We start from the raw sequence: 13,501 nt of genomic DNA on the forward strand, positions 1-13,501 counted from the left end.
GGCGTCAGCGGCCGAGGTACCGCGGCGGCCGCTTCGCGAGGAAGGCCTCGACGGCGATGGAGTGGTCCTCGGAGGCGCCCGCCCGGGTCTGCAGGACGTCCTCCCGCTCCAGGGCCTCGGAGAGGGTGTGCGAGGCACCGTACGCCAGGGACTCCTTCAGGGCCGCGTAGGCCACCGTGGGGCCCTCGGCGAGGGCACGGGCGACCGCCTCGGCCTCGGCGTGCAGGGACTCGGCGGGGACCAGGCGGTTCGCGATGCCCAGCTCGTAGGCCTCCTGCGCCTTGACGGAGCGGGGGAACAGCAGCAGGTCGGAGGCCCGGGAGGCCCCGATCAGGCGGGGCAGCGTCCACGACACCCCCGAGTCGGCGGTCAGCGCGACCCCGGCGAAGGACGTATTGAAGGACGCCGTCTCCGCGACGACGCGGTAGTCGGCCGCGAGCGCGAAGCCGAAGCCGGCCCCCGCGGCGACGCCGTTGACCCCGGCCACGACGGGCTTGGGCATCTCCGTCAGGGCCCGCACGATCGGGTTGTAGTGCTCGGAGACGGTGCTCATCGTGAGCGTCGAGCCGCTCTCGCGGTCCGCCGCCAGGTTCCCGATGTGCTCCTTGAGGTCCTGGCCCACGCAGAAGGCCCGGTTCCCGGCCGCGGTGAGCAGCACCGCCCGTACGGCGGTGTCCGCGGCCGCCGCCCGGACGGCGTCGCGCAGGGCGACCTTGGCCTCCGTGTTCATGGCGTTCATCGCGTCGGGCCGGTTGATCGTGACGGTCGCGAGTCCGTCGGTGACTTCGTAGAGCACGCTGTCGGCCATGGCGGGGGTCCCCCTTCGTCGCGGGCTTGGCTACCGGCCGGTACCGGCCGGTGCAGAGGCCAGCATGGCGGACGGGACCGGAGGCGGTCATGTGATGTGCGTCAAACAAAGCGGAGGCCCGCCACGGGGGGCAGCGGCGAAGTATCGCAGGCGGATCCCCGAAATGAGTGGTTTTGGCCGAGCGCGTTGCGCAAGCGTTCCCTTCCGATGTTGGTCATCGGGTCCTGACATGCGGGATAATGGCCGGGAAGCAATGTGTTCGATGCCGGGTACTAGGCGCCTGAACGGGGCCGTCGGCTGACGATGAGCTGGTTTCAGGAAGGGGAACGAGCATGGCGGCCATGAAGCCGCGGACGGGCGACGGCCCGCTCGAGGTCACCAAGGAGGGGCGAGGCATCGTCATGCGCGTACCGCTCGAAGGCGGTGGTCGGCTCGTCGTCGAGCTGACCCCGGACGAGGCGGACGCCCTGGGTGACGCCCTGAAGAAGGTCGTCGGCTGAGCCTCGGCACCACCAGATCCTGAGACCGCCCCCACCGCTCCGCGGCGGGGGCGGTCTCGCGTTCCCCGGGGCCCGGGCGGGGCCGCCCGCCCGCCTCCCGCGGGGTGGCCGGCGGTCAGCGGCGGACCGCGCAGAGCAGCCCGTCGCCCACCGGGAGCAGGGCCGCCTCCAGGGCCGGGCTCTCCCGGACGCTGCGCAGCAGCTCGCGCACCCGGATGACCTCCACCGGCTGCGCGGCGGAGTCGACGGTGCGCCCGTCGGCGAAGACCCCCTCGAAGCACACCAGCCCGCCCGGCCTCAGCAGGCGCAACGATTCCGCGAGGTAGTCGAGGGACTCGGCGGGGTCGCCGTCGCAGAAGACCAGGTCGTACCCGCCGTCGGCGAGCCGGGGCAGGACGTCCAGGGCGCGGCCCGGGATGAAGCGGGCCCGGTTGCCCGCGAAGCCGGCGGCGCGGAACGCCTGGCGGGCGAAGGCCTGCCGGTCGGCTTCGGGATCCACGGTGGTCAGGACCCCGTCCGGCCGCATCCCGTGCAGCAGGTGGATCCCCGAGACGCCGGTGCCCGTACCGATCTCGGCGACGGCCTTGGCGTCGGCGGTGGCGGCGAGCAGGCGCAGCGCGGCCCCGGTGCCGGGGGACACGGACCGCAGGCCCGCTTCCCTGGACCGGTCTCGGGCCCATCGCAGAGCGTCGTCCTCGGCGACGAACGCGTCGGCGAACGCCCAGCTCGTCTGCCGGTTGCCGCTAATGACCCTCTCCTGTCCCCATAGTTGGCGCAACGGTGACTGTATCCGCTGGCGTCGGGAACCCGCAGATGGGACCGGGCGTTGGGAGGGTGAGAGGCGGGATAGAGGGGACGGCTGTGGGCAGATCGGCGGTCCGGCCCCCGAGGCTCGTGCAAAGTTCGTGCAAAAACGCTTATCCAGAGCTGACGGGAGGGGTGGCTATGGTAGGGGCTCCACTGGACACCACCAGAGCCGACAGGGGAGGTGCGGCTGCGCTTGTGGATCGTGGAGGCGTCCTGAGACGTCTCTTCTGGTCGGCGGGTGAGCCGAAATCCGTGACCTACACTGCTGACCGTTTCCACACCGCCCACACCGCGACCACCGCGACCTTCGCCGCCGATGCGGGCTCCCAGGCGTGGACCCCTCCCACCTGGGAGGAGATCGTCAGCACGCACAGCGCGCGGGTCTACCGCCTCGCCTACCGCCTGACGGGCAACCAGCACGACGCCGAGGACCTGACGCAGGAGGTCTTCGTCCGCGTCTTCCGCTCGCTGTCCACCTACACGCCCGGCACCTTCGAGGGCTGGCTGCACCGCATCACCACCAACCTGTTCCTGGACATGGTGCGCCGCAAGCAGCGGATCCGCTTCGACGCGCTGGGCGACGACGCCGCCGAGCGGCTGCCGAGCCGTGAGCCGTCCCCCCAGCAGGTGCTCCACGACACCCACTTCGACGCCGACGTGCAGCAGGCGCTGGACACCCTCGCGCCCGAGTTCCGTGCCGCCGTGGTGCTCTGCGACATCGAGGGCCTGTCCTACGAGGAGATCGCCGCCACCCTCGGGGTGAAGCTCGGCACGGTCCGCAGCCGGATCCACCGCGGCCGCTCGCACCTGCGCAAGGCGCTCAAGCACCGCTCTCCCGCGGCCCGCGCCGAGCAGCGCGCGCTGGCGGGCGTGTCGGTGGGCGCGCCGGGTGCCGGCGGAGAGGGCGGAGCCGAGTGAGCGGAGCCAGTCCCTCCCCCGCCGAACAGCACTTGGGCGACCGGCTCGCCGCCCTGGTGGACGGGGAGCTGAAGCACGACGCGCGCGAGCGGGTGCTGGCGCACCTGGCGACCTGCGCCAAGTGCAAGGCCGAGGCCGACGCCCAGCGCCGGCTGAAGACCCTCTTCGTGGAGAGCGCCCCGCCGCCGCTGTCCGCCGGGCTGCTGGCCCGGCTCCAGGGGCTGCCGGGAGCGGGCCCGGAAGGGCCCGCCGGGCCGGGCGGCGGACCGGGGGCTCCGCTCGCGCCCCCGGCTCCGGGCGTCGACCCCTTCTCCTCGTTCGGGTACTCCGCCCCGGCCGCCCCGCGCGAGGGTTTCCGTATCCACGAGGTGGGCCGGCCCAGACGCCGCTTCGCCTTCGTGGCGGCGGGGGCCGTGTCGCTGGCCGCGATCGCGCTCGGCGGCTCGCTGCCGCTGGACGGGCTCGAGCCGAAGGCCCGGGGCGAGGCGCCCGCGACCCGGCCCGGACCCTCCGTGCCGCTCACCGACGCCTTCGTCCGTGACCGCGTCCCCACCCCCGTGGCGCCGACCGGCCCGGTCCCGGCGGGGCGGGCGCCCTCGGTGGCTCCCTCGGTCCCGGTGACGGCCGAACCGGTCTCGCTCTCCCGCTGACCCGGGCCCCCCGGGGGCCCGGGCACCTGGTTGAATCTGCGGCACACGCGCCGCCCCGCGGTGCGCCAGGCCCGCGGGGGAGCGCCCATGTCCGACAGCCAGCAGAACGGTCCGGCTCCGGCGTGGTGGAGCCGGCCCGCGGACGCCCCGGAGCCCGGACCTCGGGCGGACACCACCGGGGCCCCGCCCCTTCCCGCCTCCGAGCCCGCTCCGGCCGCCGCCCCCGAGACCGGGACCGGACGCCCCGGCTACGACCCCTGGGCCGCCGCCCCGCTCCAGGTCGTCGACCGCGGCGGGACGCGCCGCGCCCCCGGGCTGTGGACGCTGACCCTGCTCGGCACCGTCATCGCCCTCCTCGCGGGGTGCGCGGGCGGCTACCTCGGCATCCTCGCCGAGCGCCGCACGAGCACCCGGCTGGAGCTCCCGCAGGCCGCCGCCGACGACAAGGGCCGGGCCCCCGACAGCGTGGCCGGCATCGCGGCCACCGCACTGCCCGGCGTGGTCACCCTGCACGTCAGCGGGGGAGGCGGCAGCGGCACCGGAACCGGCTTCGTCCTCGACGAGCAGGGCCACATCCTGACGAACAACCACGTCGTCGCCGACGCCCGGGACATCACCGTCACCTTCAGCACCGGCGACAGCGTCCCCGCCGAGCCGGTCGGCCACGACAGCGGCTACGACCTGGCCGTGGTCAAGGTCAGCGGTGTCCGCGGCCTGCGCCCGCTGTCCCTCGGCAACTCCGAGAACGTCCGCGTCGGCGACCCCGTGGTGGCCATCGGCGCCCCCTTCGACCTCTCCAACACCGTCACCTCGGGCATCATCAGCGCCACCGGCCGCCCCATCACCGCGGGCGGGGGCAAGCGCGACGGCAGCGACATCAGCTACGTCGACGCCCTCCAGACCGACGCCCCCATCAACCCCGGCAACTCCGGCGGCCCCCTCCTCGACTCCCGCGCCCACGTGATCGGCATCAACAGCGCCATCCGCGGCGCCGACAAGGGCGAGGACGGCGACGACCCCACCCGCCAGAGCGGCAGCATCGGCCTCGGCTTCGCCATCCCCGTCAACCAGGGCAAGCGGGTCGCCGAGGAACTCATCCGCACCGGCCGCGCCACCCACCCCGTCATCGGCGTCACCCTGGACATGGAGTACAAGGGCGACGGAGCCCGGGTCGACTCCGAGGGCGAGGGCGGCAAGCCCTCCGTGGTGGCCGGCGGGCCCGGCGCCCGCGCCGGGATCAGGCCCGGCGACGTGATCACCAAGGTCGACGGCGTACGCGTCCACGGCGGCGACGAGCTGATCGTCAAGATCAGGGCGCACCGGCCCGGCGACCGCCTCGGCCTGACCGTGCTGCGCGCCGGCGCGGAACGCACCCTGACCGTGGTCCTCGGCTCGGCGAGCGGCTCCTGAGCCGCCCCCGGGGCGCCGGTGGGTAGCGCGGTCCGCCACACGAATACCGGATGACGCCCGGGTGAATCCGCGAAGGGTCCCGCACCGGCGTAGGGACGGGCAAGGAACGCCGGGTACCGTTGACCGGGCCGGATGTGGAGAGAGCCGAGGAGCGGCAAGGTGTTCAACGACATAGGCGCACTCGAGCTGGTCACCATCGTGGTGCTCGCCATCCTCGTCTTCGGCCCGGACAAGCTGCCGAAGGTGATCCAGGACGTCTCGGGCTTCATCAGGAAGATCCGCGCGTTCTCGGACAGCGCCAAGCAGGACATCCGCTCCGAACTGGGCCCGGAGTTCAAGGACTTCGAGTTCGAGGACCTGAACCCGAAGACCTTCATCCGCAAGCAGCTGACCGAGAACGAGGACCTGCGGGAACTGCGCACCAGCTTCGACCTCCGCAAGGAGCTGAACGAGGTCACCGACGCGGTCAACGGCCGCGACGCCGACGAGCCCCGGGCCGCCGCGGCGCCGTCCGCCGCGCCCGCCGCCGGCACCGGCCCGGACCTGCTGAAGAAGCCCGCGCCCCCCGCCCCGGAGCCGCGCACTCCCTTCGACGCCGACGCCACCTGAGCCGCAGCCTGCCCGTCGATCCGGGGCCGGATGGCTATCCTCCATCTGTCCGGACCCGGGCCGCCCGCGGTGGGGGGCACCCCAGCGCAGCGAGGGCCGTTCCGGACCCCACGGAACGAGAGGCCACCCATGGAGACGACGAGCAGTAGCCGCGTAGGCGCGCAGCCTGCCGAAGCCCCCGAAGACGCACCGCCCGCGCTGACCGAGCCCGCGGAACACACCGGCCAGGCCGCCCCCGGGCAGCCCCTCGAGGCCGCCGCACCCGTCCCGGCGGCCCGCCGGGCGGCGGCGGGCTACCTGAACGCGGCGTTCCCCTGGTACGGGCTGGACGGGGCCTTCACCGGCCCCCGCTGGCTCATGCAGGTCGGCACCGGAGCCGACGGCACGGTCGAGCACGGCTCCACCGGCCACGGCGACGAACCGTCCGCCCGAGGCGAGATCGCCACCGGCGAGAAGGACCGCTTCGCCGTGGTGGTCACCGTCGCCTGCAACCCCCTGCGCCGCAGCGGCGACGGCACCGGCGTCCTGGAGGCCACCTCGGTCTCCTCGGCCGCCTGGCTGGCCGGCTCGGGGCTGCTCACCTACAGCTGGCCGCCGCAGATGGACCACACCCGGCGCGACGACTGGCTGGACCAGCAGACCGAGGCCGCCTGGGAACTCGCCGACGACCTCACCGGGCCGGACTGGTCGACGCTGTCCCTGCCGGTGGACGGCGAGCCGACGCCGTTCCACTACCGCGAGTCGGAATTCGGATGGGTGCTCGCCGGATCCACCCGCAACGGGGTCCACCTCGGGGCCTACGGGCGGGGGATGAGCGCCTACGGGCTGGGCTTCTCCGCGATCGCCGACCTCGGGGCGTACGAGTAGACCCGGCGCGCGCACCGGGTACGCGAAAGGGCACCGGGTACGCGAAAGGGCACCGCCTCACAGGCGGTGCCCCTCGACGCGGGCCGGGCGCGGCTCCGGCTAGAACTTGTTGCGGGGGGTGATCCCCAGGGACATGCCCGACAGGCCGCGCGCGCGGCCGCCCAGCTTGCCCGCGATGGTGCGCAGGGCCGCACCCGCCGGGGAGTCGGGGTCGGACAGCACGACCGGCTTGCCGTCGTCGCCGCCCTCGCGCAGCCGCACGTCGATCGGGATCGTGCCGAGCACGGGAACCGTCGAACCGACCGTCCTCGTCAGGCCGTCGGCGACCTTCTGGCCGCCGCCCGAACCGAACACGTCCACCATCTCGTCGCAGTGCGGGCACGGCAGGCCCGACATGTTCTCCACGACGCCCACGATCTTCTGGTGCGTCTGCACCGCGATCGAGCCGGCCCGCTCCGCGACCTCGGCGGCCGCCTGCTGCGGGGTGGTCACGACGAGGATCTCGGCGTTCGGCACCAGCTGCGCCACGGAGATCGCGATGTCACCGGTGCCCGGCGGCAGGTCCAGCAGCAGCACGTCCAGGTCGCCCCAGAACACGTCCGCCAGGAACTGCTGGAGGGCACGGTGCAGCATCGGACCGCGCCACACCACGGGAGTGTTGCCCGGGGTGAACATGCCGATGGAGATGACCTTCACACCGTTGGCGGAAGGCGGCATGATCATGTTCTCGACCTGGGTGGGCTTGCCCTCCACGCCGAGCATCCGCGGCACGCTGTGCCCGTAGATGTCGGCGTCGACCACGCCGACCTTCAGACCGTCGGCCGCCATCGCCGCGGCCAGGTTGACCGTCACGGAGGACTTGCCGACGCCGCCCTTGCCGGAGGCGACCGCGTAGACACGGGTCAGCGAACCCGGCTTGGCGAAGGGCACCTCCCGCTCGGCGGTGCCGCCGCGCAGCGTGGCCGCCAGCTCCTTGCGCTGCTCGTCGCTCATCACGTCCAGGGAGACGGCGACGGAGGTGACGCCCGCGACCTTCTCCACGGCCTCGGTCACGTTCTTCGTGATGGTCTCGCGCATGGGGCAGCCCGACACCGTGAGGTAGACCGTGACGGCGACGGCGCCGCCCTCACCGATCTCCACCGATTTGACCATGCCGAGCTCGGTGATCGGCCGGTGGATCTCGGGGTCGTTGACCGTCGCCAGCGCGTCCAGGATCGCGTCCTGCTCCGGCACGGCGGCGGAGGGTGTCTCGGTAGCCATGTCCCCGATGGTACGGCTCGGCGGCAGGGCTCGGGTAAGCCGTTCAGCGGTCGCCTTCGTCACTTTCCCCGGGGAATAGACGCCGCTCGTCCATCTCCTTGATCAGGTCCTGGAACTCCGACCTGATCCAGTCGCGGGTGGCGACCTCGCCCAGGCCCATCCGCAGTGCCGCGATCTCCCGCGTCAGGTACTCCGTGTCGGCGATGGAGCGCTCGTTCTGCTTGCGGTCCTGCTCCAGGTTGACCCGGTCCCGGTCGTCCTGCCGGTTCTGCGCGAGCAGGATCAGCGGGGCCGCGTACGAGGCCTGGAGGGACAGCATCAGCGTCAGGAAGATGAAGGGGTACTCGTCCCAGCGCATGTCCTTCGGCGCGAAGATGTTCCACAGCACCCACACCACGATGACCAGGGTCATCCAGACGATGAACCGGCCCGTGCCGAGGAACCGCGCGACCCGCTCCGACAGCCGCCCGAAGGCCTCCGGGTCGTACTCCGGCAGCAGCCTGCGGCGCGCCGCACGCGGCTGGTCGAGCCGTACGCGCGAACGCGTCAGCGCGCTCGCCCCGGCGGGCGCCGCGCTCCTCGCGCGTTCGCCGGAACGTTCCGTCCGCTCGTGGCGCAGCCGCTCCGCGGCCTCCTCCAGCCGCTCCGAGAGCCCTTCCCGGGCATGCTCGCGCCGCTCCCGGCGCCGCTCCCGCGCCGCATCGCCACGCCCGCGTTCAGTGCCCACGCAGGGCCTCCTCGGAGTGGAAGTCCGTCTCCCGCCAGTCGTCGGGCAGCAGGTGGTCCAGTACGTCGTCGACGGTGACCGCACCCAGCAGGGAGCCGCTTTCGTCCACGACGGGCGCCGCGACCATGTTGTACGCGGCCAGGTAGCTCGTCACCGCCGGCAGCGAGGCGTCCGGGCGCAGCGGCGGCAGGTCGGCGTCCACGAGGGAACTGACCAGGGTGAACGGGGGGTCGCGCAGCAGCCGCTGGAAGTGCACCGTCCCCAGGTACTTGCCCGTCGGCGTCTCGTCCGGCGGCCGGCACACGTAGACCTGCGCCGCCAGCGCCGGAGACAGGTCCGACTTGCGCACGCGGGCCAGCGCGTCCGCGACCGTCGCGTCCGGGCGCAGCACGATCGGCTCGGTCGTCATCAGACCGCCCGCCGTGTTCTCCTCGTACGACAGCAGCCTGCGCACGTCGGCCGCGTCGTCCGGCTGCATCAGCGTCAGCAGCCGCTCCTTCTCCTCCTCCGGCAGCTCCGAGAGCAGGTCGGCCGCGTCGTCCGGGTCCATGGCCTCCAGGACGTCGGCGGCGCGCTCCTCCTTCAGCTTGCCGAGGATCTCCACCTGGTCGTCCTCGGGCAGCTCCTCCAGGACGTCCGCGAGCCGGTCGTCGTCGAGGGCGTTGGCCACCTCGGCGCGCCGCTTCGGCGTCAGGTGGTGCAGGACGTTCGCCAGGTCCGCCGGACGCATCTGCTCGAAGGTCGCGACCAGGTTCTCGGCGCCCTGGCCCTCCTCCTCCAGGGAGAAGCCGGTGACCGCCGACCACTCCACCGTCAGCGTCTCGCCGCGCCGGCGCAGCGCACCGCCCTTGCCCTTGCGCACGAAGATCCGGTCGATCTCCCAGTCACGGCGCGCCGGCAGCTGCTGGATGGCCACGTCCAGGACGGTGACCTCCTCGCCCGTGGCGACCAGCGTCACCCGGCGGTCCAGCAGTTCACCCAGGACCAGCCGCTCGGTGGGGCGCTGCTCGAAGCGGCGCATGTTGACGACCCCGGTGGTGATGACCTGGCCGGACTCCACACCCGTCACCCGGGTCATCGGCAGGAAGATCCGCCGCCGGCTGACCACCTCGACCACCAGGCCCAGCAGCCGGGGAGGGCGGCCGCCGACCCGCAGCATCGCGACGATGTCGCGGACACGGCCGACCTGGTCGCCGTTGGGATCGAAGACGGGCACACCCGACAGATGCGAGACGAAGATCCGCGGGGCGCCTGCAGCCATCCGTGCGCCTCCTAGAGCGTCCATCAACAGTCGTGCCGAGCCTCAGGCTAGCCCGTGCCGGGGGAAGGCGTCCTGGTGGGGCCGTCCGGCCGGGGCCGGACCGGGGTGTGCGGGGGCCCGGCGGGGCCGCGCCCGGGGGCGGGTACGCTGCCTGCTGCCCGCAGACCCCCGACGAGAGGCACCCGCCCGTGACCGCCTACACCTCCGCCGTACGGTTGCGCCGGGCCGCCTTCATCGGCGCCCTGTGCGCGGGCCTCACCGTCGCCGGGACGGGCTGCGCGGAGAAGAAGGACCCGGACAAGGGGACGAACGGCGTCGGCAAGCTCGCTGCCGACAAGATCGAGGGCCAGGCGAAGGCCGCCGCGACCGCGGCGAACTCGGTCCACCTCTCGGGCACGCTCGTCACCGGCGGCAAGACCTTCACCCTCGACATGCGGCTGAAGGCGGACGGCGGCTCGGGCGAGGTGAAGTCCGCCGAGGACACCTTCCAGCTGCTGCGGGTCGGCGAACAGCTGTACCTGAAGGCCAGCGCGGCCTTCTGGGGGAAGTCCGACTCGGCGGGCAAGCTCGGCGACAAGTACGTGAAGGTGCCCGAAGGGGACCCCTCGTACAAGCAGTTCCGCGGCTTCACCGACATGCACGTCCTGCTGGACGGGCTGCTGGGCCTCCAGGGCAAGCTCAGCAAGGGCGCCTACACCACGGTCGGGCACACCCGCGCGGTCCCCGTATCGGCGGACGCCGGCAAGGGCGGCAAGCTGTCGGTGTCCCTGGAGGGGACCCCGTACCCGCTGCTGATGGAGCGCGCGGGCGGCGCCGGCCGCGTGGAGCTCTCCGAGTGGGGCAAACCCTTCCCGCTGGAGGCGCCCGCGCAGGACCAGACCGTGGACTACGGCAGCCAGCTGCCCACCACCAAGGACGGCAAGGGCACCGCCCCCACCGCCTCCCCGGCCCCCTCGAAGCCGGGCCAGGGCTCGGACCCCGCCCGCTAGCGGGCGGCCCTCTTCCGCTTCAGCAGCAGCTTCGGCAGGCCCGCGGGGACCGGCGCGCGGGTGACGGCCGGAGAGCCCAGCGGCCGGGCGGCCAGCGAACCGGCCGGCAGCCGGTCGGCCACCGCCACCGGCTCCAGGCGCAGCAGCCGGCACTCGCGCGCCCAGCGCCGCGTCATCTCCTCGGAGTCGGGCGCGTTCAGCCGCTTCCCCTTCAGCTCGGCGACGGCGGCCTCCCAGGACTCGCTGCCGGGTACGAGCTCCCGTACGGCCGCGGTCCAGGCCACCAGCCGGCCGCCCTTGTCCTTGCTGCGCACGGTCACCTCGGCCGAGGCGCCGTCGGTGAGCCCGGGGAACGGCTGCTCGCCGGGCCCGTCGCCGAGCACGTGCGCGGCGCCGTCCACCCAGGCGTGCCACAGGGCCCGGTCGGCACCGGTGCCGCGGACCCAGATCAGGCCGGACTTCTTGGAGGCCTCCTCGACGAGGGCCAGGTCGAGCGCGCTGAGAGTCATGCGCACAGGGTAGGCGGTGCCCGCCCGGCCGGTGAGACCGGCGGCACCCGGAGGGTCTACAGCCAGCCGTTGCGGCGCAGGGTCCGGTGGATGGCGAAACAGCTGCCCACGATCGCGGCCATCACCAGCGGATAGCCGTAGCGCCAGTGCAGCTCCGGCATGTGCTCGAAGTTCATCCCGTACACGCCGCAGATCATCGTCGGCACGGCGATGATCGCCGCCCAGGAGGTGATCTTGCGCATGTCCTCGTTCTGCGCGACCGAGGCCTGCGCGAGGTTGGCCTGGAGGATCGAGTTCAGCAGTTCGTCGAAGCCGATGACCTGCTCGTGCACCCGCGCGAGGTGGTCGGCCACGTCCCGGAAGTACTTCTGGATGTCGGGGTCCACCAGCCGCATGGGCCGCTCGCTCAGCAGCTCCATCGGGCGCAGCAGCGGCGAGACCGCCCGCTTGAACTCCAGCACCTCGCGCTTGAGCTGGTAGATGCGGCCCGCGTCACCGCCCCGGGCGACCCCCTTGGCGGGAGCGGCGAAGACCGCGCTCTCCACCTCGTCGATGTCGTCCTGCACGGCCGCCGCGACCGCGATGTACCCGTCGACCACGTGGTCGGCGATGGAGTGCAGCACGGCCGAGGGGCCGCGCGAGAGCAGCTCCGGGTCGTCCTGGAGGCGGTGGCGCAGGCTCCGCAGGGAACCCTGTCCGCCGTGCCGGACGGTGATGACGAAGTCCGGGCCGGTGAAGCACATCACCTCACCCGTCTCCACCACCTCGCTGGTGGCCGTGAGTTCGGCGTGCTCCACGTAGTGGATCGTCTTGAAGACGGTGAAGAGGGTCTCGTCGTAGCGCTCCAGCTTCGGCCGCTGGTGGGCGTGCACCGCGTCCTCCACGGCGAGCGGGTGCAGGCCGAAGGTGGCGGCGATCCCGGCGAACTCGTCATGCGTGGGCTCGTGCAGACCGATCCAGGCGAAGCCCCCGTCCTCGCGCACCCGTCGCAGCGCCTCACGGGGCGTCAGGCAGTCCCCCTGCGCCCGCCGGCCGTCGCGGTAGACGGCGCAGTCGACCACCGCGCTGCTGGCGGAGGGGTCGCGGGTGGTGTCGTAGCCGGGCTGTACGGGGGTGGGCTTGCGCAGCGCCGGGCGGACGGCGGCACGGAGGTAGGGCAGCATCGACATGGCAGGCTCCTTCTCGCGCACGGCCGCTGGACCGTACGGGTGGGAGGCCCTCTGCGGACCGGGGGCGGGCAGCCCGGGGCCGACGGAGGGAAACAGGACGGGAGGACAAAGTTCTGCCGTCGCTCTTCTGCTGATCAGAAGATCAAAGGTGGCTGGAGCCGCCCTTGACGGACGCCGAAGAGCGATTGGTACTGCACGATCGACTTCGGTCCATCGCAGCCCCACCTCCTCCGGCCGGTCCCCCGTGGGGGACGTCCTGTCGCCGGAGCCCTGAAACAACTCTTCTGAGTGCGGCCCCGACCAGCTGTCCACACTATCAGCCGACGGATGGTCAAGACCCGCCCTTTACCCGCCGGATACGAGTTCTATGCTCGCTGCATGGCAGAAATTCTGGCCCTCGTCGAAGCCCGGCTGCGCAGCACGCTCGGCGAACCCGACGCCCGCGCCTCCGTCACCTTCCTTGGCACCGACCGCATCGAGGTCCTCCGCTTCGCCGAGGGCGACCTCGTCCGGTACGCGACCCTCGGCATGTCCGCCCACCCGATGACCGACCCCACCGCCGCCGTCGCCGACGCGGTGCGCGGCCCGCGCGCCGAACTGGTCCTGACCGTACGGGCGGGCCTCGCGCCCACCGACAAACTGCTGCGGCCGCTGGCGGTACTGGCGGCCTCCCCGATGGTCGAGGGGCTGGTCGTGGCCCCCGGCGCCTCGCTCGACGTCGGCGAACCGCTCTGGGACGGGGCGCCGTTCAGCTCCGTCCTCGTCGCCGAGCCCGGCGGACTGGTCGAGGACCTGGAACTCGACCCGCCCATGGAGCCCGTCCGCTTCCTGCCCCTCCTCCCCATGACGCCGAACGAGGCCGCCTGGAAGCGGGTGCACGGAGCCGCCGCCCTCCAGGAGCGCTGGCTCGCGCGCGGCACGGATCTGCGGGACCCTCTGCGTACGGCCGTCGCACTGGACTGAGCCCGGACGGGTGACCGCGTCTTGACGACGCCCCGGGCGGGGAGGAGCGTGCTT

Annotated in this window: 15 protein-coding genes; 8 read left to right on the top strand and 7 right to left on the bottom strand. The window is 73.0% G+C overall.

Translation table 11 applies throughout. The features are described from left to right. Positions 1 to 4: 4 nt before the first annotated feature. Entirely contained in the window at positions 5 to 808 is an 804-nt protein-coding gene (gene chcB / locus ACZ514_RS07270) for a 2-cyclohexenylcarbonyl CoA isomerase (protein ID WP_468169479.1), read from the bottom strand. A 332-nt stretch (positions 809 to 1,140) separates the two neighbouring features. Here chcB and ACZ514_RS07275 point away from each other — a divergent pair, with 332 nt between their 5' ends. After that, positions 1,141 to 1,308, top strand: coding sequence for a DUF3117 domain-containing protein (locus tag ACZ514_RS07275; protein ID WP_003966491.1), 168 nt, complete (start codon positions 1,141 to 1,143; stop codon positions 1,306 to 1,308). A gap of 115 nt (positions 1,309 to 1,423) precedes the next feature. On the opposite strand, the gene ACZ514_RS07280 is transcribed toward ACZ514_RS07275, so the two are convergent. After that, positions 1,424 to 2,086, bottom strand: a complete 663-nt coding sequence (locus tag ACZ514_RS07280; protein WP_388934014.1) for an O-methyltransferase — start codon at positions 2,084 to 2,086, stop codon at positions 1,424 to 1,426. Positions 2,087 to 2,253: 167 nt separating this feature from the next. Between ACZ514_RS07280 and sigE the strand changes: the two genes are divergently transcribed. The 5 genes from sigE (at position 2,254) to ACZ514_RS07305 (ending at position 6,569) form a co-directional block, all read left to right on the top strand. After that, on the top strand, positions 2,254 to 3,033 hold the full coding sequence (gene sigE / locus ACZ514_RS07285) for an RNA polymerase sigma factor SigE (protein ID WP_468696301.1): 780 nt from the start codon (positions 2,254 to 2,256) through the stop codon (positions 3,031 to 3,033). Continuing rightward, on the top strand, positions 3,030 to 3,683 hold the full coding sequence (locus ACZ514_RS07290) for a zf-HC2 domain-containing protein (RefSeq protein WP_468169473.1): 654 nt from the start codon (positions 3,030 to 3,032) through the stop codon (positions 3,681 to 3,683). The genes sigE and ACZ514_RS07290 overlap by 4 nt, the downstream gene beginning before the upstream one ends. Positions 3,684 to 3,770: 87 nt before the next feature. Beyond that, positions 3,771 to 5,093: a S1C family serine protease gene (locus ACZ514_RS07295; RefSeq protein WP_469124309.1), complete on the top strand. Its 1,323-nt coding sequence runs from the start codon at positions 3,771 to 3,773 to the stop codon at positions 5,091 to 5,093. Between the two features lie 159 nt (positions 5,094 to 5,252). Further along, positions 5,253 to 5,702, top strand: a complete 450-nt coding sequence (locus ACZ514_RS07300) for a sec-independent translocase (RefSeq protein ID WP_468169467.1) — start codon at positions 5,253 to 5,255, stop codon at positions 5,700 to 5,702. A gap of 129 nt (positions 5,703 to 5,831) precedes the next feature. After that, complete coding sequence (locus tag ACZ514_RS07305) at positions 5,832 to 6,569, top strand: hypothetical protein (RefSeq protein WP_469124310.1); 738 nt, start codon at positions 5,832 to 5,834, stop codon at positions 6,567 to 6,569. Positions 6,570 to 6,668: 99 nt separating this feature from the next. Here ACZ514_RS07305 and ACZ514_RS07310 read toward each other — a convergent pair whose 3' ends face one another. The 3 genes from ACZ514_RS07310 to ACZ514_RS07320 all read right to left on the bottom strand — a co-directional run bounded on the left by ACZ514_RS07310 (position 6,669) and on the right by ACZ514_RS07320 (position 9,817). Continuing rightward, positions 6,669 to 7,829 (bottom strand): Mrp/NBP35 family ATP-binding protein, encoded by a 1,161-nt coding sequence (locus ACZ514_RS07310; RefSeq protein WP_388933998.1) that lies wholly within the window; start codon positions 7,827 to 7,829, stop codon positions 6,669 to 6,671. Positions 7,830 to 7,872: 43 nt separating this feature from the next. Beyond that, on the bottom strand, positions 7,873 to 8,448 hold the full coding sequence (locus ACZ514_RS07315) for a DUF1003 domain-containing protein (protein ID WP_468170132.1): 576 nt from the start codon (positions 8,446 to 8,448) through the stop codon (positions 7,873 to 7,875). A 97-nt stretch (positions 8,449 to 8,545) separates the two neighbouring features. Then, entirely contained in the window at positions 8,546 to 9,817 is a 1,272-nt protein-coding gene (locus tag ACZ514_RS07320; RefSeq protein ID WP_467894030.1) for a magnesium transporter MgtE N-terminal domain-containing protein, read from the bottom strand. A 188-nt stretch (positions 9,818 to 10,005) separates the two neighbouring features. On the opposite strand from ACZ514_RS07320, the gene ACZ514_RS07325 reads away from it, so the two are divergent. Beyond that, positions 10,006 to 10,806: a hypothetical protein gene (locus ACZ514_RS07325; protein ID WP_468169461.1), complete on the top strand. Its 801-nt coding sequence runs from the start codon at positions 10,006 to 10,008 to the stop codon at positions 10,804 to 10,806. On the opposite strand, the gene ACZ514_RS07330 is transcribed toward ACZ514_RS07325, so the two are convergent. Both ACZ514_RS07330 and ACZ514_RS07335 read right to left on the bottom strand, forming a co-directional pair. Then, a complete protein-coding gene (locus ACZ514_RS07330) occupies positions 10,803 to 11,315 on the bottom strand; it encodes a hypothetical protein (RefSeq protein WP_469124311.1) in 513 nt (170 codons plus the stop codon). The two genes, ACZ514_RS07325 and ACZ514_RS07330, sit on opposite strands and share 4 nt — an antisense overlap. A 56-nt stretch (positions 11,316 to 11,371) precedes the next feature. Further along, positions 11,372 to 12,484 carry a magnesium and cobalt transport protein CorA gene (locus ACZ514_RS07335; RefSeq protein WP_468169458.1) on the bottom strand — a complete coding sequence of 371 codons (1,113 nt, stop codon included), beginning with the start codon at positions 12,482 to 12,484 and terminating at the stop codon, positions 11,372 to 11,374. 378 nt (positions 12,485 to 12,862) lie between these two features. Here ACZ514_RS07335 and ACZ514_RS07340 point away from each other — a divergent pair, with 378 nt between their 5' ends. Beyond that, positions 12,863 to 13,447, top strand: coding sequence for a suppressor of fused domain protein (locus tag ACZ514_RS07340; protein ID WP_469124312.1), 585 nt, complete (start codon positions 12,863 to 12,865; stop codon positions 13,445 to 13,447). The last annotated feature ends 54 nt before the right edge of the window (positions 13,448 to 13,501 follow it).

This window comes from Streptomyces sp. NPDC034086 (assembly GCF_055575515.1).